Annotated in this window: 19 protein-coding genes and 1 pseudogene; 11 read left to right on the forward strand and 9 right to left on the reverse strand. The window is 74.2% G+C overall.

The window, feature by feature from the left end; all coding sequences use genetic code 11:
* The 4 genes and pseudogenes from ACIRFH_RS08660 to ACIRFH_RS08675 form a co-directional block, all read right to left on the reverse strand.
* Positions 1–367: pseudogene (locus ACIRFH_RS08660) on the reverse strand (RNA polymerase sigma factor); the annotation flags it as partial.
* A gap of 69 nt (positions 368–436) precedes the next feature.
* Positions 437–2,368, reverse strand: a complete 1,932-nt coding sequence (gene dnaG, locus ACIRFH_RS08665) for a DNA primase (RefSeq protein ID WP_403518213.1) — start codon at positions 2,366–2,368, stop codon at positions 437–439.
* 106 nt (positions 2,369–2,474) lie between these two features.
* Positions 2,475–3,740 carry an NAD(P)/FAD-dependent oxidoreductase gene (locus ACIRFH_RS08670; protein WP_403518215.1) on the reverse strand — a complete coding sequence of 422 codons (1,266 nt, stop codon included), beginning with the start codon at positions 3,738–3,740 and terminating at the stop codon, positions 2,475–2,477.
* 90 nt (positions 3,741–3,830) lie between these two features.
* Positions 3,831–5,111 (reverse strand): deoxyguanosinetriphosphate triphosphohydrolase, encoded by a 1,281-nt coding sequence (locus ACIRFH_RS08675; protein WP_403518217.1) that lies wholly within the window; start codon positions 5,109–5,111, stop codon positions 3,831–3,833.
* Between the two features lie 377 nt (positions 5,112–5,488).
* On the opposite strand from ACIRFH_RS08675, the gene ACIRFH_RS08680 reads away from it, so the two are divergent.
* Entirely contained in the window at positions 5,489–7,573 is a 2,085-nt protein-coding gene (locus ACIRFH_RS08680) for a PAS domain-containing protein (protein ID WP_403518268.1), read from the forward strand.
* A gap of 203 nt (positions 7,574–7,776) precedes the next feature.
* Here ACIRFH_RS08680 and ACIRFH_RS08685 read toward each other — a convergent pair whose 3' ends face one another.
* Both ACIRFH_RS08685 and ACIRFH_RS08690 read right to left on the reverse strand, forming a co-directional pair.
* On the reverse strand, positions 7,777–9,168 hold the full coding sequence (locus tag ACIRFH_RS08685) for a sensor histidine kinase (protein WP_403518219.1): 1,392 nt from the start codon (positions 9,166–9,168) through the stop codon (positions 7,777–7,779).
* The gene (locus ACIRFH_RS08690) at positions 9,165–9,857 is read right to left on the reverse strand and encodes a response regulator transcription factor (protein ID WP_403518221.1); all 693 of its coding nucleotides are present in this window, start codon (positions 9,855–9,857) and stop codon (positions 9,165–9,167) included. The genes ACIRFH_RS08685 and ACIRFH_RS08690 overlap by 4 nt, the downstream gene beginning before the upstream one ends.
* A 208-nt stretch (positions 9,858–10,065) precedes the next feature.
* Between ACIRFH_RS08690 and ACIRFH_RS08695 the strand changes: the two genes are divergently transcribed.
* From ACIRFH_RS08695 to ACIRFH_RS08705, 3 genes are all read left to right on the forward strand, one after another.
* Complete coding sequence (locus ACIRFH_RS08695) at positions 10,066–10,503, forward strand: hypothetical protein (RefSeq protein ID WP_403518222.1); 438 nt, start codon at positions 10,066–10,068, stop codon at positions 10,501–10,503.
* Between the two features lie 304 nt (positions 10,504–10,807).
* The gene (locus tag ACIRFH_RS08700) at positions 10,808–12,121 is read left to right on the forward strand and encodes a choice-of-anchor A family protein (RefSeq protein WP_403518224.1); all 1,314 of its coding nucleotides are present in this window, start codon (positions 10,808–10,810) and stop codon (positions 12,119–12,121) included.
* Positions 12,122–12,829: 708 nt separating this feature from the next.
* A complete protein-coding gene (locus ACIRFH_RS08705; RefSeq protein ID WP_403518226.1) occupies positions 12,830–13,060 on the forward strand; it encodes a peptidoglycan-binding protein in 231 nt (76 codons plus the stop codon).
* Here the strand turns inward: ACIRFH_RS08705 and ACIRFH_RS08710 are convergent.
* Complete coding sequence (locus tag ACIRFH_RS08710; protein ID WP_403518227.1) at positions 12,983–13,822, reverse strand: sirohydrochlorin chelatase; 840 nt, start codon at positions 13,820–13,822, stop codon at positions 12,983–12,985. The two genes, ACIRFH_RS08705 and ACIRFH_RS08710, sit on opposite strands and share 78 nt — an antisense overlap.
* A 164-nt stretch (positions 13,823–13,986) precedes the next feature.
* Between ACIRFH_RS08710 and ACIRFH_RS08715 the strand changes: the two genes are divergently transcribed.
* Positions 13,987–14,673: a vancomycin high temperature exclusion protein gene (locus ACIRFH_RS08715; protein ID WP_403518229.1), complete on the forward strand. Its 687-nt coding sequence runs from the start codon at positions 13,987–13,989 to the stop codon at positions 14,671–14,673.
* Positions 14,674–14,776: 103 nt separating this feature from the next.
* Positions 14,777–16,873, forward strand: a complete 2,097-nt coding sequence (locus ACIRFH_RS08720; RefSeq protein ID WP_403518231.1) for a molybdopterin oxidoreductase family protein — start codon at positions 14,777–14,779, stop codon at positions 16,871–16,873.
* A 122-nt stretch (positions 16,874–16,995) separates the two neighbouring features.
* Here the strand turns inward: ACIRFH_RS08720 and ACIRFH_RS08725 are convergent, their stop codons facing one another.
* Positions 16,996–17,583 carry an NADPH-dependent FMN reductase gene (locus tag ACIRFH_RS08725; protein WP_403518233.1) on the reverse strand — a complete coding sequence of 196 codons (588 nt, stop codon included), beginning with the start codon at positions 17,581–17,583 and terminating at the stop codon, positions 16,996–16,998.
* 290 nt (positions 17,584–17,873) lie between these two features.
* Between ACIRFH_RS08725 and ACIRFH_RS08730 the strand changes: the two genes are divergently transcribed.
* Both ACIRFH_RS08730 and ACIRFH_RS08735 read left to right on the forward strand, forming a co-directional pair.
* A complete protein-coding gene (locus ACIRFH_RS08730) occupies positions 17,874–18,404 on the forward strand; it encodes a hypothetical protein (protein ID WP_403518234.1) in 531 nt (176 codons plus the stop codon).
* Between the two features lie 111 nt (positions 18,405–18,515).
* Positions 18,516–19,136 carry a class F sortase gene (locus ACIRFH_RS08735; protein WP_403518236.1) on the forward strand — a complete coding sequence of 207 codons (621 nt, stop codon included), beginning with the start codon at positions 18,516–18,518 and terminating at the stop codon, positions 19,134–19,136.
* A gap of 40 nt (positions 19,137–19,176) precedes the next feature.
* Here the strand turns inward: ACIRFH_RS08735 and ACIRFH_RS08740 are convergent, their stop codons facing one another.
* A complete protein-coding gene (locus ACIRFH_RS08740) occupies positions 19,177–19,959 on the reverse strand; it encodes a sulfite exporter TauE/SafE family protein (protein WP_403518237.1) in 783 nt (260 codons plus the stop codon).
* A gap of 332 nt (positions 19,960–20,291) precedes the next feature.
* Between ACIRFH_RS08740 and ACIRFH_RS08745 the strand changes: the two genes are divergently transcribed.
* Genes ACIRFH_RS08745 through nirD form a run of 3 tightly spaced genes read left to right on the forward strand, consistent with a single transcriptional unit; the run spans position 20,292 to position 24,507 of the window.
* Positions 20,292–21,509 (forward strand): NAD(P)/FAD-dependent oxidoreductase, encoded by a 1,218-nt coding sequence (locus ACIRFH_RS08745; protein WP_403518239.1) that lies wholly within the window; start codon positions 20,292–20,294, stop codon positions 21,507–21,509.
* Positions 21,509–24,115: a nitrite reductase large subunit NirB gene (gene nirB / locus ACIRFH_RS08750; RefSeq protein WP_403518240.1), complete on the forward strand. Its 2,607-nt coding sequence runs from the start codon at positions 21,509–21,511 to the stop codon at positions 24,113–24,115. The genes ACIRFH_RS08745 and nirB overlap by 1 nt, the downstream gene beginning before the upstream one ends.
* On the forward strand, positions 24,112–24,507 hold the full coding sequence (nirD, locus tag ACIRFH_RS08755; protein WP_403518242.1) for a nitrite reductase small subunit NirD: 396 nt from the start codon (positions 24,112–24,114) through the stop codon (positions 24,505–24,507). The genes nirB and nirD overlap by 4 nt, the downstream gene beginning before the upstream one ends.
* Positions 24,508–24,645: the final 138 nt, after the last annotated feature.

A 24,645-nucleotide genomic window follows, 5' to 3' on the forward strand; every position in this document is an offset into this window, starting at 1 on the left:
CGGTGGGGCCGGGCTCCGTGAGGTCGGGTCCGGTGGGGTCGGGCTCCGTGTGGTCGGCGGGTCCGGACGCTCCGAGGAGATCGGCCTCGGCCTCCGCGGGTCCGTGGTCGTGCGGGGTCGTCGCGACGAGCACGCCGGGCTCCGCTTCCGGCTCCGCGACGGCGTCGGTATGCGCGCCGGTCTGGGTGAGGGTCTGGGTCTGCACGGGGGCGACCTCCAGGATGGACGCCGCCGGCGGGGGCGGCAGCGGTACTTCGGGAGCGGAGTCGGCGGCCTCGCCGCTGTCCGTCCCGTACGCGGTGAACACGGCCGCCTGGGTCGGGGACCCGTCGGGGACGGACCGGCCGTGCTCCGAGGACTCGGACACCGCCCCCAGTGTGGGGTACGACACATCGCCGCCACGAGGGGCGTGCGGTGACTTTTTGCGTCCGGTCCGCTACAGCGCGGCGGCGCCGTGTTCGCGCAGGGTCTGGTCGTACTGCTGGAGGACCCACAGCTCGTTCTGCACGGCGGCGAGTTCGGCGGGGTCGCCGTGGCCGCCCAGGCGGGTGAGGCGGCCGGTGATGTCGCGGATGCGGCGCTCGACGGCGCGGCGCCGGACGGTGACCAGCTGGGCGCCGGCGTAGACCTCGTCGACGTCCTTCACGCCCCGGTGCAGCATGATCGCCTCGACGGCGAGTTCGGTGACCATGGCGCGGACGGTGTCGTCGGGGGCGGCCTCGCGGACGCGGACCAGGTAGTCCTGCGGGTCCTGGACACCGAACTCGGCGCCGCCCGCGTCCATGATCGCCTGGCGTACGGCCGCGTAGGGCGGGGCGGTGAACTCGTCCACGCCGTACGCGTCGAAGGCCGGGGAGACCAGCTCGGGGCGCTGGAGGGCGAGCTTGAGCAGCTCGCGCTCGGTGGCGAAGACGGGGTTGCGCAGGTTCAGCGCGGGGCCGCGGGGGGCCGTCCGGCCGGCGGGGGCGTACTGCTGCGGGCCGTCACCGCCGCCGTGCCGCGGCCGGTCGGGGGCGGGGCCCTTGCCGCCGCGGTCGCGGGCCCAGCGGGCGAGCTGGGCGACGCGCTTGACCACGAACTGGGTGTCGAGGATGCCGAGCATGCCGGCGAGCTGCACGGCGACCTCGTGCTGGGCGCCGCTGTTCTTGATGCGGGCGACGACGGGGGCGGCCTCGTCGAGGGCGGCGGCGCGGCCGGCCGGGGTGTCCAGGTCGTAGCGGGCGACGATCTGGCGCAGCGCGAACTCGAACAGCGGGGTGCGCGGCCGGACCAGGTCGGCGACGGCGTCGTCGCCCTTGGCCAGGCGCAGGTCGCAGGGGTCCATGCCGTCGGGGGCGATGGCGATGTACGTCTCGGCGGCGAACTTCTGGTCGTCCTCGAAGGCGCGCAGGGCCGCCTTCTGACCGGCCGCGTCGCCGTCGAAGGTGAAGATCACGCGGGCCGAGCCGTTGTCCATCAGCAGGCGGCGCAGGATCTTGATGTGGTCGCCGCCGAAGGCGGTGCCGCAGGTGGCGATGGCGGTCGTCACACCGGCGAGGTGGCAGGCCATGACGTCGGTGTAGCCCTCGACGACGACCGCGCGGGACGCCTTGGCGATGTCCTTCTTCGCGAGGTCGATGCCGTAGAGGACCTGGGACTTCTTGTAGATCGCGGTGTCGGGCGTGTTCAGGTACTTCGGGCCGGTGTCCGCCTCGTGGAGCTTGCGGGCGCCGAAGCCGACGACGTCGCCGCCGATGTCGCGGATGGGCCACATCAGCCGGCCGCGGAAGCGGTCGATGGGGCCGCGGCGGCCCTCCTGGGCGAGCCCGGACAGGACCAGCTCCTTGTCGCTGAAGCCCTTGCCGCGCAGGTAGCGGGTGAGGTGGTCCCAGCCCTGGGGGCTGTAGCCGACGCCGAAGTGCTCGGCGGCGGCCTGGTCGAAGCCGCGCTCGGCGAGGAAGGTGCGGCCGGCGTCCGCCTCGGGGCTGGTGGCCAGCTGCTCCGCGTACCACTGGGCGGCGATCTTGTGGGCCTCGACCAGGCGGATGCGCTCGCCGCGCTGGTGGGCGGGGTTGTAGCCGCCCTCCTCGTACCGCAGGGTGATGCCGGCCTGGCCGGCCAGGCGCTCGACCGCCTCGGAGAAGGTGAGGTGGTCGATCTTCATCACGAACGTGATGGTGTCGCCGCCCTCCTGGCAGCCGAAGCAGTGGAAGAGTCCCTTGCTCGGGCTGACCTGGAAGGACGGTGACTTCTCGTCGTGGAACGGGCACAGCCCCTTCAGGTTGCCGCCGCCCGCGTTGCGCAGCTGGAGGTACTCCGAGACGACGGCGTCGATCGGGACCGCGTCCCGTACCGCCTTCACGTCCTCGTCGTTGATCCGTCCTGCCACGCGTGAATTCTACGGGTCGGCACCGACATCCCCGGCCGCGGTCGTCGGCCCCCGGCCGGGAACCCGGGGGCCGCCCCGGGGATCGCGGCACGGGGGCGGCGGAGACTCAGACGCCGAGGCTTTCGAGCGGGACGTGCGGATCGGAGAGGGCCTCCGTGCTCACGGGCGTCTTCGAGCGGATCAGCCGCTGGACGGGCTCCGTGACGTCCCACACGTTCACGTTCATCCCGGCGAGCACCCGGCCCTCCTTCACCCAGAAGGCGATGAACTCGCGCTTGGCCGCGTCCCCGCGGATCACCACCTGGTCGTACGAGCCCGCCGGCGCCCAGCCGGAGTACTCCATGCCGAGGTCGTACTGGTCGGAGAAGAAGTAGGGCACGCGGTCGTAGGCGACGTCCCGGCCGAGCATCGCGCGGGCCGCGGCCGGGCCGCCGTTGAGGGCGTTGGCCCAGTGCTCCACGCGCAGGCGGGTGTCGAACAGGGCGTGCGGGAAGGAGGCGACGTCGCCGGCCGCGAAGATGTCGGGGTCCGAGGTGCGCAGCCGTTCGTCGACGACGATGCCGCCGCCGTGCGCCCGGTCGGCGATCTCCAGGCCCGCGGCCTGCGCGAGCGCGGTGCGCGGGGCGGCGCCGATCGCGGCGAGCACGTCGTGCGCGGGGTGCTCCTCGCCGTCGTCGGTGCGGGCGGCGAGCACCATGCCGTCCTGGCCGACGATCTCGGTCAGCTGCACGCCGAAGTGGAAGCGGACGCCGTGCGCCTCGTGCAGCTCGGTGAAGACGGAGCCCAGCTCGGGGCCGAGGACGCCGTGCAGCGGGGTGGGGGCCGGCTCGACGACGGTGACCTCCGCGCCGTACCCGCGGGCCGCCGCCGCGACCTCCAGGCCGATCCAGCCGGCGCCGGCGATCACGAGGTGGCCGTTGTCCCGGCCGAGGGAGGCGAGGACGCCCTTGAGGCGCTCGGCGTGGGCGAGGCGGCGCAGGTGGTGGACGCCCGCGAGGCCGGTGCCGGGCACGTCGAGGCGGCGGGGCTCGGCGCCGGTGGCGAGGAGCAGTTTGTCGTACCGGGCGAAGGTGCCGTCGTCGCCGTAGTGGACGGTCTTCGCGGCACGGTCGACGGCGACGACGGTCTGGCCGAGGTGCAGTTCGATGTCGTGCTGCGCGTACCAGGCGGGCTCGTGCACGAAGACGCTGTCGCGTTCCTCCTTGCCGAGCAGGTAGCCCTTGGACAGCGGCGGGCGCTCGTAGGGGTGGTCGCGCTCGTCGCAGACGAGGATCACCCGGCCGGTGAAACCCTCCGTGCGGAGCGTCTCGGCCGCCTTGGCGCCGGCCAGGCCTCCTCCGACGATGACGAATGTCTGATCCGCGTCGACCACTTTGTTGCCTCCTCGTCAGGGTGCCGCCACATGCGAGCGTCCCGCACACGGCGTGGCGCGGGAAGGGGGAGTGACCCGATCAGGCCATCGTCAGTCTCCCGAACGGCCGGTCAGACGGGCGTGGAGCGAGCGGGCCGAGGCGTCCGTGAGGGAGGCGATCTGGTCGACGATCACCCGTTTGCGGGCCCTGTCGTCACCGGCCCGGTCGAACAGGGCGCGGAACTGGGGGTCGAGGCCGTCGGGGGCGCGGGCGGTGAGCGCCTCGGCGAGTTCGGCGACGACGACGCGCTGGTCGGCGCGCAGGAGTTCCTGTTCGGCGCGCTGCATGACGTACCGGTCGGCGACCGCCTTGAGGACGGCGCACTCCATGCGGGTCTCGCGGGGCACGACCAGTTCGGCGGTGTACCGGGTGAGGCGCCCGCCTCCGTACGCGGCCCGGGTGGCGGCCTCGGCGGCGAGGCAGAAGCGGCCGATGAGCTGGCTGGTGGCGTCCTTCAGGCGGGCCTGGGCGACGGCCGAGCCGTCGTAGCCGTGCGGCCACCAGTCCTGGGCGAGGAGGCGGTCGAGGGCGGCGGCGAGTTCGGCGTGGTCGGTGCCGGCGGGGACGTAGCGGCCGACGGCGACCTCGAAGACCGCCTCGCGCTCGGGGTCGGCGAGCAGGCAGTTCGGGTCGATGTGGCCGGCGTGCAGGCCGTCCTCGACGTCGTGCACGGAGTACGCCACGTCGTCGGACCAGTCCATGACCTGCGCCTCGAAGCAGGTGCGGGTGCCGGGGGCGCCCTCGCGCAGCCACGCGAAGACGGGGCGGTCGTCCTCGTACACCCCGAACTTGGGTGACGCCGGGTCGGTGGGGTGGGCGCCGCGGGACCAGGGGTACTTGGTGGCGGCGTCGAGGGCGGCGCGGGTGAGGTTGAGGCCGACGGAGCGCTCCTCGGTGAACCGCTTGGGCTCGATGCGGGTGAGGAGTCTGAGGGACTGGGCGTTGCCCTCGAAGCCGCCGCAGTCCTCGGCGAACTCGTTCAGCGCGGTCTCGCCGTTGTGGCCGAAGGGCGGGTGACCGAGGTCGTGGGAGAGGCAGGCGGCCTCCACCAGGTCCGGGTCGCAGCCGAGGGCGGCACCGAGTTCGCGACCGACCTGGGCGCATTCCAGGGAGTGCGTGAGGCGGGTGCGGGGGCTGGCGTCCCACACGGGACTGCGCTCCCCCGGCGTGACGACCTGCGTCTTGCCGGCGAGGCGGCGCAGGGCGGAGGAGTGCAGGACGCGGGCGCGGTCGCGTTGGAAGGCGGTGCGGCCGGGGCGTTTGTCGGGCTCGGGGGCCCAGCGGGCGACTGACGTCGGGTCGTACGCGGCGGGGGGTGCGGTGCCTTCCATGTCCTCGACAGTACGGGGCGGGTGTGACATGTGGGGGTCCCGCCCGGGACACGGCGCCGGAGCCGTCCCGTCGTCGCGCGGGAGGTCCGGTCCCGGGCCGTCCGCGGGCCCTGCCGGACCCCGCTGGGTGAGGGCAGCCTCAGAGGTCTGTTAAGGCACCCATAAAGCTCGCCCGACAGGGCTCTCATCGGCCGGTCGAGGGCGTTCCTGCCGCTAGGTTGCTGATCACCGGACCGCCGGGGCGCCGCACCGCGCGGGCCGTCCCACCGGTCCGTCCCCTCGCGTCCGCGTCCTCGTCCGCCCGCGTCCGGGTGGACGAGGAGTACCGGAACGTTCCGCGGGAGAAGCCCGTTTCAGGAGGTGTCGTCGTGAACAACATGCCGCTCCATGGTCCCGGCCGTCTCGCCGTCGTCCTCGACGCCCTCCCCGACGGTCTCCTGCTCGTCAACAACAACGGCACGGTCGTCAGCGCCAACGCGACGGCTCTCGCCCTGTTCGAGGCCCCGGGCACCGCGCTCGTCGGGCGGGGGCTGCTGGATCTGCTGCCCGACTTCGACTGGCGTCTCACGTCCGGCCCGGCGCTCGCGTTCCAGGAGTCCGGCCGGAGGGGGCAGGCCGGGCCCGGACGGATGACCGCCCGGCGCACGGACGGCGAGGAGTTCACCGCCGAGGTCCACAGCTCCTGTCTGGAGAACGGGGGCGCGGCGGGCCCGTACGACCGCCGTGGCGGGGAGCAGCTGCTCATGCTGGTCGTCCGGGACCTCACCGGGGTGTTCGACGTCGAGGCGGAGCTGGCCGGTTCGCGGCGGCAGACGGCGTCCATCCTGCGCGCGGTGACCGAGGGCGTCATCGGTACGGACGCCGAGGGGCGCATCGTCCTGGTCAACCCCGCCGCGGCGCGGATGCTCGGCTACCGTGCCGGCCGGCTCGGCGGCCAGGAGGTCCACCCGCTCCTCCTGCACACCCGCGCCGACGGCGAGCCGTACCCGTTCGAGGAGTCGCCCCTCGCCGACACGCTCCGGTCCGGCCGCAAGCACCGGGTGCGCGGACAGGTCCTGTGGGCACAGGACGGCACCCGGATCCCGGTGGACATGACCACCGCCCCGGTGCACGAGGGGGGCAGGATCGTCGGCGTCGTCATGACCTTCACGGACCGCCGCCCGGACGAACGGCTCGCGCGTGAGCACGCGGCCGAACTCGCGGCCCACGCCGAACGCCACGCCGCCGCGCTGCGCCGCCACGAGGACGCGTACGAGGCCCTGTCCGACCGGCACGCGCAGCTGGCCGCCGCCGTCGGCGGTGCCCGGCACGGTCAGCTGGAGGAGATACGCGCCGCACTCGCCGGCCTGGCGGCCGACGACGCGGGCCATCTGTGGCCGGAGGCAGGCAGGCTGCTGGGCCTCCTGGCCGCCGGGTGCGCGCGGCTGACCGCCTGTCTGGACGGACTGCTCGACGCCCAGCGGCTCGCCGACGGCGCGGAGGAGCCGCGCCGGGAGAGGGCGGAGATCGGCCGGATCGTGGACGCCGCCGTCCACCGGTCCGAGCGGCTCATGCGGCACGGGCGGGCCCGGTTCGCCGTGCACACGCCCCCGATCGAGGCCGAGGTGGACCCGGAGCGCCTGACCACCGCACTCGCCCACCTCCTCGCCGACGTCGCCGACGGTGACGGTGACGGTGCCGGTGCCGGTGACGACGAGGACGCCGGCGGCAGCCGCGTGACCGGGCGGGCCGTGCCGGGGGGCGCGGACGCCGGCGAGCCGTCGACCGTCGTCGTGGCCGCGCCGCGCGGCGACACCGTACGGATCGAGGTGCGGGGTCCGTACGCCGGCGGCGATCCCGTCCACCAGGCGGTCGTCCGCGCGGTCGTGGACGCGCACGCGGGGGTGGTCCAGCGGTACGGGGTGCCCGGGACGAGTGGCAGCACGTACGTCGTCGAGGTGCCGCTCGCCTCCCCGGCCGCGGCGACCGGACGACCGCCCGCCGCCGACGCCCCGTCCGGGACGCGGGCGCGGGAGCTGCCCGCGCGGCATCCCGGCGGGTCGGGCCACCGCCGACGGCGCGCTCGTCACGCCGATCCCGGTGCCGGCACCGGCACCGGCACCGACGGCCGCGCGGCGGCCGTGGGCGGCGCTCCCCGGCCGACCGGACGCCGGCGCGGGCGCGCCGCGGAGAGCGTCATGACGCTCTCCGCGGTGGGGGAGCAGGAAAGCGCCGAGGTGGGGGTGGTGACGTTCCTGGACGAGGCGAGTGCCGACGCCCCCGCTCTCACGCCCGTCAGGGCGCTGCCCGCGCACGCCTCACCGGCGGGGCCCCTGTTCGGTGACACGTGGTCCACCGGCGTGCCGCTGCCCGCCGAGGTCCCGGCCGTCCCCTCCCCCGCCGGGCCGTACGGGGGCCGGCGTCCGGCCCTGCCCGCCCCGGCGCTGTGGCCGGCACCGGCCGGCGGTGATCTCCTCCCCTGACCACCCGGCGCCCCTCGGCAGGCACGAGGGCGTACGAGACCACCGGACCGACTCCCCACCTGTCGGTCCGGTACGGGGAGCGCGCCCCCCGCGCTCCCCCGGCCACGGACCGGGCCGCCCCCGGGTCCGGTCCGTGGCCACGACGGCCCGCCCCGGCGACGGCCCCGACGGCCGGCGGCCCCGTGTCCGGGGGGCGTGGGCCGTCACCCCGACGTGACACCCGGGCGCCTGCGGCGCCGGGCCGCCCTGCGGTCGCGCCGGCTCCCCTGCTCGTCCTGCTGGGCGCCGAGCTGGATCCACACACGGATCTCCGCGCCGCCGAGCACCGAGCGGCCCACGCGCACGTCGCCGCCCGTGGCCTCCGCCATCCGCCGCACGATGTCCAGCCCCAGGCCCGTCGAACCGTCCCTGTCCCCGCTGTTGCCCCGGGCGAGGGCCGCCTCGGGGTCCGGGATTCCGGGTCCCGCGTCGGAGACGAGGATGATCACCGCGTCCCGGCTCCGGTGCACGTCCAGCGAGAAGGCGGTGCCCTCCGGCGTGTGCTGGAAGACGTTGCCCAGCAGGGCGTCGAGCGCGGCCACGAGCTCACCCCGCGGGACGGGTACGGGCACCGGCGCGTCGACACCCGCGACACCGGCCGCACGGCCTTCGTCCTCGGCGAGCGCCGCCCAGAACTCCATGCGTTCCCGGATCACCTCGGCCGCGTCGCAGCCCGCGTCGAGGATCGGTCCGGCCGTCTGCGGCTTGGCCTCGCGTGCCGTGCGGATGATGATGTCGACCTCGCGTTCCAGCTGTTCGACGGCGCTGCGTGTCTGGTCCGCGGCGGGGCCGTGGCCGAGCGAGGCGGCGTTGAGCCGCAGCACGGTCAGCGGGGTGCGCAGGCGGTGCGACAGGTCCGCGGCCAGTTCCCGTTCGTTGGCCAGGAGTTGGACGACCTGACCCGCCATCGCGTTGAAGGCCGCCGCGGCCTGCCTGAGCTCCGCCGGTCCCTCCTCCTCGACCCGCACGCCGAGTCTGCCCTGCCCGAGCTGCTGCGCCGCACCGGCGAGCCGCTGGGCGGGCTGCGTGAGCCGTACGCCGAGGCGGTCCGCGACCAGGACCGAGCCGACGATCAGGGCGAGCCCGACGCCGGCCAGGACGAGCCAGGCCATGGCCACTCCGCGGCTGCCCTCGGCCTCGGGCACGAACACCTCGACGATGCAGATCTGCCCGGACTTCACCGCGAAGGGCTGCAGGAACGCCGAGCCGCCCGGCACGTCCGTGATGGCGGCGTGCCCGAGCTCGCGCACGGTGTCCACCCGGTCGTGCGCCACCCGGACACGGCCGATCTCCACCTCGGGAGCGCCGCCGGCGGCCGGGACGTGCACGGCCATCCGGCCGGCGGCGCCCGCCTCGGTGGACAGGACGGCCTGCGTCAGGTACTTCCGGTCGGTGGTGATCGAGAGCGTCGGCCCGAGCGCGGCCGCCTGCCGTTCGGCGTTGGCGATGGCCCGGTCCGACGCCATCTCCCTGACGACCAGTCCGAGGGGCACCGCGAAGGCCACCACCACCATGCCCGTGACCGCGAGGCAGACCCGGATGAGGGCCCATCTCACCGCGGGGGCTCCAGCATCACTCCCACGCCCCGGCAGGTGTGCAGGTAGCGCGGCCGGGCCGCGGACTCGCCGAGCTTGCGCCGCAGCCACGACAGATGGACGTCGATGGTCTTGTCGGCGCCGTACGGCTGTTTCCACACCTGCGTCAGCAGGTCCTTGCGCGGGACGACCACGCCGGGGCGCTGCGCGAGGAAGGCGAGCAGGTCGAACTCGCGGCGGGTCAGGTCGAGTTCGACACCGTCCAGGGTGGCCCGGCGGCGTACCGGGTCGACGGTCATCCCGCCGACGCGGATCGCCTGGGGCAGCGCGGCCAGGGTGTCCGCACCGGCGCCGGAGCGCCGCAGGACCGCCGCGATGCGGGCGGACAGGTGCTCCGCGGAGAACGGCTTGGTCAGGTAGTCGTCGGCGCCGTCGTTGAGCAGGCGCACGATCCCGGCCTCGTCGTCCCGGGCCGTGGCGATGATCACCGGGACGTCGGTGATGCCGCGCAGCATCTTCAGGGCCTTGGCGCCGTCGAGGTCGGGCAGCCCGAGGTCCAATATCACGACGTCGAACTGGAGTTGGGAAACCTCGCGCAACGCATCGAGCGCCGTGCCGACGCTCCGCACGGTGTGGGAGGCGTCGGTCAGGTGCCTAATGAGGGCAGCGCGTACGAAACGGTCGTCCTCGACCAGGAGCACACTAGCCATGAGCGAAACCGTACGCTAACCAATGAAACGATTTCGCAGGAGCCTCGGCCCGAGAACACTTAGCGCACCCTGGATCACGATGCGACGACTTCTGAAACACGCCATTGCCTGGACGCTGTCCACCGCGGCGGCGGGCACGGTTTCCTGGTGGGGTGTCCACACGGTGATGACGGCCACCGCCTATAGCCCGCCCCCCGCCCTTCCCGTTATGCAGGCCCCGGGAAAGGGAGAACCGGAAACCGCGCACGGGACGCGCTCCGGCGGCTCGCCGGGAGCGTCCCCGGCGGCCGAGCGGCCGGAACCCACGGGCGACGACAAAGCGGAACAGGAAGTTCCGGTCGCCGCCTCCACCAGCCCCGCGGCGAGCGCCCGGCCCACCGGCGACGGCACGGCCCCGACCGCCGGGCCGGGCGACGGCGCGGGGACGAGCCCCAAGGAGTACTCCGTCGACGGCGGCCGGGTCACCTTCGACATGAAGGGGGACCACGCGGAACTGGTCTCCGCCACCCCGAACCCGGGCTGGCGGATGCAGGTGTGGAAGCACCCCCAGTGGATCCGCGTGAGCTTCACCGCCGGCGACCGCGAGATCGCGGTCTTCTGCACGTGGTACCAGCACCCGCCCCTCGTCGAGATCGAGGAACGGTGACCACCCCGCGCGCCTTCCGTAACGATCCGGACTCGGCAGCCTTAACGCCCGACAGGTGACGGTACAAGGAAATCCCCCGGTTTTAGGGTTCCCTTAATCAAGCCATGAGGTTTCTTTAGCGAATTCCATCGAGGGCCGCACCGGGAAGCCTTTTCCTCACCACTCCCACCCACCCCGAGCGCTGCTAAAGTCCGTCAGCGTGCGCAAGCGAGAAATAACGACCACCAGAACAAGTACTGCGGCCGCACTGGCCCTGTCGCTCGGCTTGATAGGTTGTGGAGGTATATACGCGGCCGCTCCCGCAATGGCCACCGGACAGTCGGCGTCGTGCCCGGCCCCGGGAAAGACGCCCGGTATCGGCCATGCCCCGAGTTTCACCGACAACAACGTCGCCCTCTTCGCCGGCGGCGACTACACGGCCGACGGGGGAACCGCGGAGGCCGAGGGGCTTCTCGTCGTCAAGGGCGACGCCTCCTTCGCCAAGAGCGGCGGCGGCGTCTTCAACGTCGGCCGGGTGGGGGCAGGTTCCGGCATCCTCCCCGCCTCCGGGAACGTGATGCTCGCCGTGGGAGGCGGCCTGTCGGTCGGCAAGGGGACCACGGTCGACGTCGGCCACGGCCTCACGGCCGGCCCCCGCTACGGCGGTTCCGTCCAGGTCGGCGGAAAGCTGGACGACCAGGGGGAGCTGGAGACGAACGGCGGCTCCCTCACCCAGGGCATGGGGCAGAAGGGGGCCCTCGGCCCCTACGCCGCGTTCGACACGACCCTCGGGAAGGAGTCGTCCTCCCTCGGTTCGCTGAAGACCACGGGGACGGCCGAGCGGAGCGGCGCCTCGGTCACCTTCACGAGCACGGGGGCGGGCAAGGACGGCCTCCAGGTCTTCGAGATCTCCGCCGCCGACCTCGACGGCGCCTCGACGTTCTCGTTCAGGTCCATCCCGGCCGGAGCCTCCGTCGTCGTCAACGTGACCGGCTCCCAGGCGGTCAGGATCTCCCCCATGTCCGTCGGATTCAACGACGACCGGGTCGACCTGTACAGCTCGGCGAACTTCGGCGAGGCCGCCTCGCGCATCCTGTACAACTTCGAGAAGTCCCCGTCCCTCACCCTGGGCGGCGGCGGGAACTTCATGGGTTCGATCCTCGCCCCCGAGGCGTCCGCGGACATCACCGCGAGCACCAACGGACGCCTGTACTTCGGCAAGGACGTGCGGACCCACGGCTCCGGCAACGAGAGCCACAACTACCCCTGGAACGGCTCGCCGGCCTTCGCGTGCGGGACCGGGACGACCGTCCCGCCGGCCCCGGCCCCCTCCACGCAGCCGGCCGAGTCCGCCCGGCCGGACCAGCCGGCGAAGCCGGACACGGAGCCGTCCGCGACGCCGTCCGCCCCGTCGCAGCCCGAGGGGACGACCGAGCCGGCGCAGCCGGAGCGGCCGTCCGAGTCCGCCGGGCAGCCGGCCGCCGGGCCGTCCGCGTCCTCCCCCGCACCGCGCGAGGACACCGGTCTCCTCGCGACCACCGGCGCGGGACCCACCACGCTGATCGCCGTGGCCGCGGCCGCCGTCCTCGCCGCCGGCGGAGCGCTGTTCGCCGTCGCGCGACGCCGTCGCCGTACCTGACGAATCGGAATACATGAAGGACCTGTGAACGAAATGTGAGGCGGGGTGGCGCACGACTGCCGTCCCGCCTCACGAGTTCACCGCAGGCGCTCCGCCGGCCATTCCGGTCATTCCCGCAAGAGGATGAATTCATATGTTCCAGGCGCTCGGAGGCCCAGCTCGATGACCTCTCAGCAGGCGGCGAATCCCGTCTTCGGACACGTCGTCCCACCGAACAGCACCGAGGACACCATCGAGCAGGAAGTCCTGAACCTCTTCACCGAGTCCGCCCCGAAACAGAGCACCCCGCCACCGCCGCCGGAGACCGGCCGCAGCATCCCGAGCCATCGGCGCCCGAAAGGGACATCACGCGCGCTGATCCTCGCGTGCGGCGCGGCCGCCGGCATCGGTTCGATGATCGTTCTCTACGCGCTTCCCGGCCATTCCGATTCCCGGCGCCCCGCGGCGGCCCAACGGCCGGTGGCGGCGCCCGTGACCGTGCCGCCGGCCCGGACGTCGCAGGCACCGGCCCCGGACCCGGCCCCCAGCCGGTCCCCTTCGGCGACACCGACCAGGCGGGCGGCCGGGCCGAGTACCCATGGCCCGCGTCCCGGCACGTCGCCCAGCACCGGCCGCACACCGTCGACCGCACCGAGCAGCACCCCGCCACCGGCATCGCACCCACGGCCGTCACGGCCGCCGCGGCCGTCACCCCCGCCGGAGGTCTCCGTGCTGTCACTCGGCAGCCAGGGCCCCCAGGTGGCCGAACTCCAGCGACGGCTGGCGCAGTTCCACCTGTACTACGGTCCCGTCGACGGCGAGTTCTCCACCGACGTCACCATCGCCGTGCACCGCTTCCAGTGGCTGCGGAACGTCGACGAGTCACCGGGCGTGTACGGGCCGGCCACCCGCGCGGCCCTCGAGGCCGAGACCACCGCGTCCGACCCCGCACGGCCCTGAGTCCGGCGCCGGTGCCGTGGTGGCCGGTGCCGGCGCCGCCTCGTAGCGGCGCAGCAGCAGGCGGGCCATCGCCGGATGGGTGCCCAGCGGTGCGGACGCGATCCAGGGGGCCGCTGCCGCGCACTCCGTCGCGAAGCGGCCCGGGGCCGTGAAGCAGGAGGCCACGGCGACGCGGCGGTAGCCCCGGGCGGTCAGCGAACGGACCGCTTCCGGCACCGTGGGCGCGGCGGCCGAGGCGTACGCGGGAACGACCGGGACACCGAGGCGGGCGGCGAGGAGAGCCGCGGTGCGGGCCGTGTCCGCGCGGGAGGCCGGGGCGCGGGAGCCCGCGGAGGCGAGGACGACGGCGCTGTCCCGGGGCGCGCGGGCGGGCCAGCCGGCCTCGGTGAGGCGGGCGTGGAGGGCGTCGACGAGCAGGGGGTGCGGGCCGAGCGGGGCGGCCACGCGGGTGCGGGCCGGGGACGCCGCGGCCATCTCGGGGATGTCCCGTTCGACGTGGTGGCCGCGGGTCAGCAGCAGGGGGACGAGGACGGCCTCCCCGTCGCCGAGGGCGGCGAGCGTGTCGGGCAGCAGGGGCGCGTTCAGCTCGATGTGCCCGAGGCGCACCTCCAGGCCGGGGCGCAGGGCGCGGACCCGGTCCAGGAGGGCCCGCACGGTGCGCAGCGCGCGCGGGTCGCGGCTGCCGTGGGCGACGACGACCAGGGCGGGGGTGCCGCCGGGGTGCGCCGTGCTCGTCCTGCCCGTCACTGTCATCACCGTCATGCACCGAGCGTGGCGGCAGGACGTTGCCTCCCCGTTGCGCGGACGTCACGGGAATTTACCGTCGGTTCACACGGCACCGGCCGCCGCGTGTGAGCGGGGCCGAACCGGACGGCGCGCCCGTACGTCCCTGGGAGCAGGAGCCTACCGGGAGGGGACCGACACCGATGCGCCGCTGGAGACCGGGCAGACCGCGCTTTCCGCGCACCCGCAGGGGGCAGCGACGGCTGATCCGGGCGGTGGTGGCCGGGTGCGTACTGGCCCTGCTGCCGGCGACCTGGACGTACGTGGTGACCGGCGACCGGCTGCGCACCACGGCCGACGTGCCCCCTACCGAGGTCGCGGTCGTCTTCGGTGCCGGACTGTGGGACGGCGAGCCGTCGCCGTACCTCGCGCACCGGCTGGACGCGGCGGCCGAGCTGTACCGCGCGGGGCGGATCGAGGTGGTGCTCGTGACCGGCGACAACAGCCGGGAGGAGTACGACGAGCCGGACGCCATGCGCGCGTACCTGGTCCGGCACGGCGTGCCCGACGGGCGGATCGTCAGCGACTACGCGGGCTTCGACACCTGGGACTCCTGCGTCCGCGCGAAGAAGATCTTCGGCGTGGACCGGGCGGTGCTGATCAGCCAGGGCTTCCACATCCGGCGGGCCGTGGCGCTGTGCCAGGAGGCGGGGGTGGCGTCGTACGGGGTCGGGGTCGACGCCGAGCATGACGCGACCTGGTACTACGGGGGTGCGCGGGAGGTCCTCGCGGCGGGCAAGGCGGCGCTGGACGCGGTGTTCGAGCCGGATCCGCGCTTCCTCGGGCCGAGGGAGCCGGGAGTGTCCGAAGCACTGGCCGGCGGACGGTGACACGGCCCTCACCGTGGCCGGAGGGCGGCGGGGAGGTCACCGTCCCGGCGGCGTAACAATCGGCCGACCGGGCGCGTAACACGGGCGGCACACGCTGGACCGCATGCAGAACACCCCGACGCCCACGCACTGCCCGTACTGCGCACTGCAGTGCGGGATGAATCTGACGCCCACCGCCGACGGGAGCGTCGAGGTGAGCGAGCGCGCGGACTTCCCGGTGAACCGGGGCGCGCTGTGCGGCAAGGGCCGTACGGCGCCGGCGGTGCTCTCGTCCGGGGTCCGCCTGACCTCGCCGCTGGTCCGCGGCGGTGACGGCGCGCTGGTGCCGGCCTCTTGGGACGAGGCGCTGGACCGGATCGCCGGGAACCTGGCGCGCACGCGGGAGGAGCACGGCGCGGACGCGCTCGGGGTGTTCGGCGGGGGCGGACTGACGAACGAGAAGGCGTACGCGCTGGGCAAGTTCGCCCGGGTGGTGCTGGGCACCTCGCAGATCGACTACAACGGGCGGTTCTGCATGTCGTCGGCGGCGGCGGCCGGCACGAGGGCGTTCGGTCTCGACCGGGGGCTGCCCTTCCCGCTGGAGGACATTCCCCGCACCGGCTGCGTGATCCTCGTCGGGTCGAACCCGGCGGAGACAATGCCGCCGTCGCTGCGGTACTTCACCGAGCTGCGCGAGAACGGCGGCACGCTGATCGTCGTCGATCCGCGCCGCACGAGGACCGCCGAGCAGGCCGACCTGCACCTGGCGCCGCGGCCGGGCACCGACCTGGCGCTCGCGCTGGGCATGCTGCACCTGGTCGTCGCCGAGGGGCGGGTCGACGAGCGGTACGTCGAGGAGCGCACGACGGGCTGGGAGGACGCGCGGGCGGCGGCGATGGCGCACTGGCCGGAGTACGTGGAGCGGATCACGGGGGTGTCCGTCCCCGAACTGCGGGAGGCGGTACGGCTGTTCTGCGCGCCGGAGGCGGCGATGGTGCTCACCGCGCGCGGGCCCGAGCAACAGGCCAAGGGCACGGACACGGTGGGCGCCTGGATCAACCTGTGCCTGGCGACCGGGCGGGCCGGGCGGCCCCTGTCGGGGTACGGCTGCCTGACCGGGCAGGGCAACGGGCAGGGCGGGCGCGAACACGGCCAGAAGGCCGACCAGTTGCCGGGTTACCGCAAGCTGACCGACCCGGCGGCGCGGCGGCACGTCGCCGGGGTGTGGGGCGTGGACCCGGACGCGCTGCCGGGGCCGGGGCGCAGCGCGTACGAGCTGCTGGACGCGCTGGGCACGGACATCAGGTCGCTGCTGGTGATGGGCTCCAACCCGGTGGTGTCGGCGCCGCGCGCGGCCCACGTCGAGGAGCGGCTGCGGTCGCTGGGCTTCCTGGCCGTGTGCGACGTGGTGCTGTCCGAGACGGCGGCGCTGGCGGACGTCGTGCTGCCGGTGACGCAGTGGGCGGAGGAGACGGGCACCACGACCAGCCTGGAGGGGCGGGTGCTGCTGCGGCGGCGCGCGGTCACCCCGCCGGACGGGGTGCGCAGCGACCTGGAGGTGCTGCACGGACTGGCCGAACGGCTCGGGGCGGACAGGGGGCTGGAGAAGGGGTTCCCGACCGACCCGGAGGAGGTGTTCGAGGAACTGCGCCGGGCGAGCGCGGGCGGGCCCGCGGACTACTCGGGGATCACCTACCGGCGGCTCGCCGAGGAGAACGGGGTGTTCTGGCCCTGCCCGGCGCCCGCGCCGGAGCCGCACCCGGGCACCCCGCGCCTGTTCCTGGACCGCTTCGCCACCGACGACGGCCGGGCCCGCTTCGTCCCCGTCACGCACCGCCCGAGCGCCGAGGAGCCCGACGACGAGTACCCCGTGCTGCTGACCACGGGGCGGGTCGTGTCGCAGTACCAGTCCGGCGCGCAGACCCGGCGCGTGGACGAGCTGAACGCCGCCGCGCCCGGCCCCTTCGTGGAGCTGCATCCGAGGCTGGCGGCGCGGCTGGGGGCGGCCGAGGGCGACCCGCTGGCCGTCGTCTCCCGCCGGGGCCGCGCCGTGGCCCCGGCCCGCATCACCACCGCCATCCGCCCCGACACGGTGTTCATGCCCTTCCACTGGCCCGGCGAGGGCCGCGCCAACACCCTGACCAACCCGGCGCTGGACCCGACCTCGCGGATGCCGGAGTTCAAGGTGTGTGCGGTGCGGGTGGAGACGGTGACGTCGTAGGACCCGTCCGCCAGGCCCTGGTCACCGGGTCCACCGGTCGCCGCCGCCGATCGGGGCGCCGCGTGCCCGCGTCCGCCCGGCGGCGGCCGGCACCCCGGAAGGGTGCCGGCCGCCGCCGTCCGTCACGCGCCGTCGTACGGGCGCTTCTCCTTCGCCTCCCGCAACGCCCTCCCCCACCACACCAGTTGGTCCAGCATCGTCTTCGCCGCCGCGTCCGGGCCGGACGGGTCCCGCAGGGTGCCCGCGTCGTCGAAGGACGCGCCCGCGTTGTGGAAGGAGACCGTGTCGCGGACCGTGACGGCGTGCAGTTCGGCGAAGACCTGGCGCAGGTGCTCCGTCGCGCGCAGGCCGCCGGCCAGGCCGCCGTAGGAGACGAGGCCGACCGGCTTGGCCCGCCACTCGGTGTAGTGCCAGTCGACGAGGTTCTTCAGGCCGGCCGGGAACGAGTGGTTGTACTCGGGGGTCAGGACGACGAACGCGTCGGCGCGCGCCAGCTTCGGGGTGATCCGAGCCAGGGCGGCCGTCGCCTCCGGGGTCCGGGCGAAGGACGTGGGCAGGTCGGTCTCGGCGACGTCCACGACCTCGGGGGTCAGGTCGTCGCGCCTGCGGAGGTGGTCCAGGAGCCAGTCGGCGACGACGGGGCCGAAGCGGCCGTGCCGGTTGCTGCCGACGAGCAGGGTCACGTGGAGCGGAGAGGTCGTCGTGTTCATACGGGCCAGCCTGTTACCTCAACCTTGCTCGAGGTCAAGGCGGGACGGGCGGGGCTGTTCGGGGGCGCCGGTCACCCGTTCACACCTCCGCCGCACCCCCTTCGGGATCTTTTGCCCCGCGGCCCCGTACGGCGCCGGTGACCTGCCGAAACGTCGTCATGGTCGTGAAGGTGGGGCCGGGCGGTGACACCCGTTCATCCCATTCGCGGGGCGTGCTCGGGGAGCGGGCCGCGTCCGGTGCCAGTTTCCTCGGTAGGGCAGGGGCCACCGAAAAGCTCGAAGGAGCACCGATGCGACGTACCGCTCGCCTGCTGTCCGGTACCGCGCTCGCCGTCGCGGCCGCGGGCCTCGCCACCGTGCCCGCGCACGCCGGGGACACCACGGCCGCCGGCCGACTGGAGGTGTCCCCCTCCTCGGTCGTTCCGGGCGACGAGGCCACCGTGTCCACCTCGGCCTGCGACGAGGACGGTGCGGCGGAGGGCGACGCCGGCGCGGTGGGCTCGGGCCGGTTCCCGCTGGCGCCGGACACGCCCGGGGACGAGGTGGTCGGGCGGTTCGAGGTGCCGCCGAGCGCGCAGCCGGGGACGTACGAGATCGTCGTCACCTGCGCCGAGAGCGGCCGCCGGGTGACGGGTGACCTGGAGGTCACGCTGACCGCCGTCCGCGAACAGGTGTACCCCAGAGGAAGCGTCAAGACGGGGGTCGGCGGCGCTCTTGGCCCCGACCCCGTACAGACCGCGGCCGGCGTGACGGCTCTCGCCGTCGCCGCCGCGGGCGGTACCTGGCTCCTGCATCGCCGGGCGAGAGGCGACGGGATCTGACGGGCACCCTCCGCTGCCCGTCGACCGGTACCGCACTTCCCCACCCCCTCCGGGTCCGATGCCCCTCGCGGCCCGGAGGGGGCAGGGATTCCCCGAGGGAGAGTGGTCGTCATGCGCAGGCTCGGCAACACCGCGATAACGGCCGTCACCGCGGTCGCCCTCTGCTCCGGAGCGTGGCTCCTGAGCGGCGGCACGGAGACCGGGGCGCCGCCGCAGCCGTCGGCCGCCCAGGCCGGTTCGGGGCAGGCGCGGGAAGCGCCCGCCGCGCCGGCGCTGCCGCCCTCCCCGCCCGACCGCGTCCGCATCCCGGCGATCGGCGTGGACGCTCCGCTGACCGGCCTCGGACTGACGCCGGCGGGCAGCCTGGACGTGCCGCCCGCCGAGGACGAGAACCTCGCCGGCTGGTACGAGGCCGGCACCACACCCGGCGAGACGGGCACCGCGATCGTCGCCGGGCACGTCGACAACACCGAGGGCCCGGCCGTCTTCTACCGGCTCGGCGCACTGAAGAAGGGCGCCGTGATCGAGGTCGACCGGCGCGACGGCGGCGTCGCGGTGTTCACCGTGGACGCGGTGGAGGTGTACGCGGCCACGGACTTCCCCGACGAGAAGGTGTACGGCGCGGCCGGCCGGCCCGAACTGCGCGTCATCACCTGCGGCGGCGGCTACTCACGCGGCACCGGGTACCAGGGGAACGTGGTCGTCTTCGCCCACCTCACCGGCAGCCGATGAGGCGTCCGGAGGGCGCGCGCCCGGGAAGGACACGCCCCGGTCAGGCCACCCACTGCTCGTAGGCCAGGTTCGCCACCAGGGCGAAGACGACCGTCAGCAGGACGACGCGGACGAAGCCGCTGCCCTTCTTGAGGGCCGTGTGCGCGCCGAACATGCCGCCGCCGAGGTTGAACAGGGCCATCAGGGCGGCCAGTTGCCACAGCACCGCGCCCTGCCAGGCGAAGGTGGCGAGGGCGCCGGCGTTGGTGCAGCAGTTGACGATCTTGGCGGTGGCGGAGGCCGTCACCAGGTCCAGGCGCAGCACGGCGGTGAGCGCGAGGACCAGGAAGGTGCCGGTGCCGGGGCCGATCAGGCCGTCGTAGAAACCGATGCCGAGGCCCGCGAGGCCGATCGCGGCGAGGATCTGACGGCGGGTGGCCGGGCCGGTGGCCGGGGCGGTGCCGAAGGCGGGGCGCAGGATCACGAAGGCCGCGACGGCGAGCAGCACCACCATGATCACCGGCTTGAGCACCTCGGTGCTCATCCCGGCGGCGAAGAAGGCCCCGCCGGAGGACCCGGCGAGGGCCGCCAGGCCGATGCGCACGGCCGTGCCGACGTCCACGGGCGCCTTGCGGACGTACGTCACCGCCGCGCCCGTGGTGCCGACGATGGCGACGGCCTTGTTGGTGCCCAGGGCGTGCGCGGCCGGGGTCCCGGCGGGCAGGCCGAGCAGCAGCGCCGGCAGCAGCAGGAGCCCGCCGCCGCCCACCACGGCGTCGATCCACCCGGCCGCGAAGGCGGCGAGGCACAGCAGGACGACCGTGGTCAGCGATATGTCGGGCATGATCGCGACCCTACGGACGGGACGGATGTGCCGTCCATCGAGATGAGGGACTTCTGAGGTTCCCGGGCGGGGGACGGCGCCCCTCACGGACCGACCCGGCACCCCCCTCACGGACCGGGGCCGACGTGCCCCACGGATGGTCCGATGCGCCCCCGGCCGGAGCCGGCGCCCCTACCGGGCAGACCCGACGCCCCGCACGGACCGACCCGGCACCCCCTGCGGGGCGGCCCACCGTCCCTCACACCCCTCCCCCGCCCCCGCTGAGGGCAGCGTTCCCCCCGGGAAACAGGAGGGATGCCGTCGGGTAACACCCGCACCGCACGCTCGGTGCCATGACCTCGAATGCGCGTGTGGTGGTGATCGGCGCCGGGCTCGCGGGCGTGACGCTCGCCCGGCGGCTCGGTGAGCTCGGCACGCCCGCGGTGCTGGTCGGCGACGAGGAGCACCGCCCGTACAACCGGGTGCTGCTCGCGGAGGTGCTGGCCGGACGGTTCGGCCCCGAGGTGACCGCCCTGCCGGCGCCCGCGGAGCTGGTCCGCGCCAAGGTCACCGGAGTCGACCGGGCCGGGCGGACCGTGCGCTGCGCCGACGGCTCCGAGATCGGGTACGGCACGCTGGTCCTGGCCACCGGCTCCAACGCCGTACTTCCGCCGCTGCGCGGCCTGTTCACCCCGGGCCGCGAACTGCCCGAGGGCGTGCACGCGTTCCGCACCATGGACGACTGCCTGGCCCTGTCCAAGGCGGTGCGGCCGGGGGCGCGGGCGGTCGTCGTCGGCGGCGGGCTGCTCGGCGTCTCCGCCGCCCGCGCGCTGGCCGTGCGCGGCGCGCAGGTCGTCCTCGCCCAGCAGTCCGAGCGGCTGATGGAGCGGCAGCTCGACCCGGCCGCCTCCGTGCTCGTCCGGCGCCACCTGGAGGACCTCGGCGTCGAGGTGCACACCGAGTGCCGGGTGCGGGACGTGCGCTCGGTCGGCGGGGCGGTGCGGTCGGTGGAGATGGCCGACGGATACGCCCTCGGCGCCGACCTGGTCGTCCTCGCCTGCGGGGTACGCCCGCGCGTCGGCCTCGCGCAGGATGCGGGCCTCCGGGTCGGCAAGGGCGTGGTCGTCGACGACGAACTGCGCACCTCCGACCCGCACATCCGCGCCGTCGGCGACTGCGCCGAGCACGCGGGCACGGTGTACGGACTGGCCGCGCCCGCGCTCGAACAGGCCGGCACGCTCGCCGCGCTGCTGGCCGGCGACCGCGCCGCCCGCTACACCGGCACCCGCTCCCTGACCCGGCTCACCCTCACCGGGCCGGACAGTCCCTTCGACCTCGCCGCGTTCGGCGAGACCGACCCCCGCCCCGGCGACGACGTCGTGCAGCTCGCCGACGCCACCCGGGGCACCTACCGCAAGGTCGTCGTCCGCGACGACCGGCTGGTCGGCGGGGTCCTGGTCGGCGAACTCGGCACCGTCGGCGCGCTGGCGCGCGCCTGGGAGGGAGCAGAGCCGCTCCCCTCCGACGGCGGCCCCCTGCTCCACCTGCTCACCTCTGACGGAGGCTCCTGATGTCCACGGCCACCCCGCCCACCATCGTGCTCGTCGGCCACGGCATGGTCGGCCAGCGCTTCCTCGAGGCGCTCGCCGAGCGCGGCCTGACCGCCACGCACCGCGTGGTCGTGCTGTGCGAGGAGCCGCGTCCGGCGTACGACCGCGTGCAGCTCACCTCGTACTTCTCGGGGAAGTCCCCGGAGGACCTGTCGATGACCGACCCGGCCTTCATCGCCGAGCACGGCATCGAGCTGCACGTCGGCGACCCGGCCGAGACCGTCGACCGCGAGGCCCGCCGGGTGACCGCCCGCTCGGGGCTGACCGTCGACTACGACGTCCTGGTCCTGGCGACCGGCTCCTACCCGTTCGTCCCGCCGGTCCCCGGCAAGGACGCCGAGGGCTGCTTCGTCTACCGGACGATCGAGGACCTCCTCGCCATCGAGGAGTACGCGAAGAACGCGACGACCGGCGCGGTCGTCGGCGGCGGCCTGCTCGGCCTGGAGGCGGCGGGCGCGCTCAAGGGCCTCGGACTCACCTCGCACGTCGTGGAGTTCGCGCCGCGCCTGATGCCCGTGCAGGTCGACGAGGGCGGCGGCGCCGCGCTGCTGCGCACCATCGAGGGGATGGGCCTGTCCGTCCACACGGGCGTCGGAACGCAGGAGATCGTGGTCGACTCCCGGGGTGCCGTCACCGGTATGAAGCTGTCCGACGGCTCCGAACTCGCCACCGACCTGGTGGTGTTCAGCGCCGGTGTCCGCCCCCGCGACCAGCTGGCCCGCGACTGCGGACTGGCGGTCGGCGAGCGCGGCGGCATCGCGGTGGACGAGCAGTGCCGCACGGTCACCGATCCGCGCGTGTTCGCGATCGGCGAGTGCGCGCTGGCGGCGGACGGCCGGGTGTACGGGCTGGTGGCGCCCGGGTACGAGCAGGCGGAGACGGCCGCCGCGACCATCGCCGACGACGAGGCGTCCTTCACCGGCGCCGACCTGTCCACCAAGCTGAAGCTGCTCGGCGTGGACGTGGCGTCCTTCGGCGACGCGCACGGCACCGCCGAGGACTGCCTGGACGTCGTCTACTCCGACTCCCGCGCGGGCCTGTACAAGAAGCTGGTCATCGGCCGCGACGGCACCCTGCTCGGCGGCGTCCTGGTCGGCGACGCGGAGGCGTACGGCACGCTGCGGGCCCTGACCGGCTCCGTCCCGCCCATCGCCCCGGAGTCCCTCGTGCTGCCCGCCGGCGCCGGCTCGGGCGCCCAGCTCGGTCCCTCCGCGCTCCCCGACGACGCCATCATCTGCTCCTGCCACAACGTCGCCAAGGGCACCGTCCGCGGCGCGGTCACCGACCACCGGTGCACCACGGTGCCGGAGGTGAAGAAGTGCACCAAGGCCGGCACCGGCTGCGGCTCCTGCGTCAAGGTGCTCGGCCAGCTGGTCACCGCCGAGCTGGAGGCGAGCGGCGTCGAGGTCGACACGGGCCTGTGCGGCTGCTTCGCGCAGACCCGCGAGGAGCTGTACGAGATCGTCCTCGCCCTGCGGATCACCTCCTACCGGGAACTCCTGGACCGGTACGGCCGCGAGGAGGCCCGGGGCAGTGAGGGCTGCGAGGTGTGCAAGCCGGCGGTCGGCTCGGTCATCGCCTCCCTCGCCCCGGCGATCGGCGCGAGCGGCTACGTCCTGGACGGCGAGCAGGCCGCGCTCCAGGACACCAACGACCACTTCCTCGCCAACCTGCAGAGGAACGGCTCGTACTCCGTCGTCCCGCGCATCCCGGGCGGCGAGATCGCCCCGGAGAAGCTCATCGTCATCGGCGAGATCGCCCGCGACTTCGGGCTCTACACGAAGATCACCGGCGGTCAGCGCATCGACATGTTCGGCGCCCGCGTCGAGCAGCTGCCGCTCATCTGGGCCCGGCTGGTGGACGCCGGCTTCGAGTCGGGGCACGCGTACGGGAAGTCGCTGCGCACCGTGAAGTCCTGCGTGGGCCAGACCTGGTGTCGCTACGGCGTCCAGGACTCGGTGCGCATGGCGATCGACCTGGAGCTGCGCTACCGGGGCCTGCGCTCCCCGCACAAGCTGAAGTCGGCGGTCTCCGGGTGCGCCCGCGAGTGCGCCGAGGCCCGGTCGAAGGACTTCGGCGTGATCGCCACGTCCAACGGCTGGAACCTGTACGTCGGCGGCAACGGCGGCGCCACCCCGCGCCACGCGGACCTGCTCGCGCAGGACCTCTCCGACGCCGAACTGGTCCGCCTGATCGACCGGTTCCTGATGTTCTACATCCGCACCGCCGACAAGCTGGAGCGCACCTCCACGTGGCTGGAGCGCCTCCCCGGCGGCCTGGACCACGTACGGGACGTGGTGGTGCACGACTCGCTCGGCATCTGCGACGAGCTGGAGTCCTTGATGCGGGCGCACGTCGCGCACTACCGCGACGAGTGGGCCGAGACCATCAACGACCCGGAGAAGCTGGCCCGGTTCGTGTCCTTCGTGAACGCGCCCGACACCCCGGACCCGGTCGTGGGCTTCGTGCCCGAGCGCGACCAGATCAAGCCCGACCTGCCGCTGCTGGACATCGGCCTGCGGCGCCCCTCGGAAGACGGCCTCCTGGAAGGAAGCACCCGGCGATGACCCTGACACCCGAGTCCCTGGCACCCGAGTCCCTGGCACCCGAGTCCCTGGCACCCGAGACGACCGGCCTGAAGGTGCGGCTGCGGCTGACCGACGACTGGTTCACGGCCTGCGACCTCGGCGCCCTGCTCCCCGGCCGGGGCGTGGCGGCCCTGCTCCCGGACGGCGGCCAGGTCGCCCTGTTCCGCGACCGGGACGGCGGCCTGTACGCCATCGACAACCGGGACCCGTTCACCGGCGCGGCCGTCCTCTCCCGCGGCCTGACGGGCACCCACCGGGGCCGCCCGTTCGTCGCCTCCCCCCTGCTCAAGCAGCGCTTCGACCTGACGACCGGGCAGTGCCTGGACGACGAGACGGTGCGGGTGGCGGCGTACGAGGTGAAGGCGTCCTGACCGGGACGGCGCGTTCCCGGGAGGGCCCGGGTCCGGGGCCCGGACCCTCCCGGGAAACGGATAGCTACCGTCCGGTCACGTAACGTTCCCGTCACGGCTCCTCCATATCGTCACCACACACCCGTCACCTCACTAGCT

Origin of the sequence: Streptomyces sp. NPDC093586, assembly GCF_044764905.1 — a bacterium.
Lineage (GTDB): Bacteria > Actinomycetota > Actinomycetes > Streptomycetales > Streptomycetaceae > Streptomyces.

Coding starts and splice junctions, on each gene's coding strand:
- ACIRFH_RS08700 (WP_403518224.1), top strand. CDS start 10,808: ATGGCCACCGGACAGTCGGCGTCGTGCCCGGCCCCGGGAAAGACGCCC.
- nirB (WP_403518240.1), top strand. CDS start 21,509: ATGTCCACGGCCACCCCGCCCACCATCGTGCTCGTCGGCCACGGCATG.
- ACIRFH_RS08745 (WP_403518239.1), top strand. CDS start 20,292: ATGACCTCGAATGCGCGTGTGGTGGTGATCGGCGCCGGGCTCGCGGGC.
- ACIRFH_RS08710 (WP_403518227.1), bottom strand. CDS start 13,822: ATGACGGTGATGACAGTGACGGGCAGGACGAGCACGGCGCACCCCGGC.
- ACIRFH_RS08675 (WP_403518217.1), bottom strand. CDS start 5,111: ATGGAAGGCACCGCACCCCCCGCCGCGTACGACCCGACGTCAGTCGCC.
- ACIRFH_RS08690 (WP_403518221.1), bottom strand. CDS start 9,857: ATGGCTAGTGTGCTCCTGGTCGAGGACGACCGTTTCGTACGCGCTGCC.
- ACIRFH_RS08740 (WP_403518237.1), bottom strand. CDS start 19,959: ATGCCCGACATATCGCTGACCACGGTCGTCCTGCTGTGCCTCGCCGCC.
- nirD (WP_403518242.1), top strand. CDS start 24,112: ATGACCCTGACACCCGAGTCCCTGGCACCCGAGTCCCTGGCACCCGAG.
- ACIRFH_RS08680 (WP_403518268.1), top strand. CDS start 5,489: ATGCCGCTCCATGGTCCCGGCCGTCTCGCCGTCGTCCTCGACGCCCTC.
- ACIRFH_RS08725 (WP_403518233.1), bottom strand. CDS start 17,583: ATGAACACGACGACCTCTCCGCTCCACGTGACCCTGCTCGTCGGCAGC.
- ACIRFH_RS08730 (WP_403518234.1), top strand. CDS start 17,874: ATGCGACGTACCGCTCGCCTGCTGTCCGGTACCGCGCTCGCCGTCGCG.
- ACIRFH_RS08715 (WP_403518229.1), top strand. CDS start 13,987: ATGCGCCGCTGGAGACCGGGCAGACCGCGCTTTCCGCGCACCCGCAGG.
- ACIRFH_RS08735 (WP_403518236.1), top strand. CDS start 18,516: ATGCGCAGGCTCGGCAACACCGCGATAACGGCCGTCACCGCGGTCGCC.
- ACIRFH_RS08695 (WP_403518222.1), top strand. CDS start 10,066: ATGCAGGCCCCGGGAAAGGGAGAACCGGAAACCGCGCACGGGACGCGC.
- ACIRFH_RS08720 (WP_403518231.1), top strand. CDS start 14,777: ATGCAGAACACCCCGACGCCCACGCACTGCCCGTACTGCGCACTGCAG.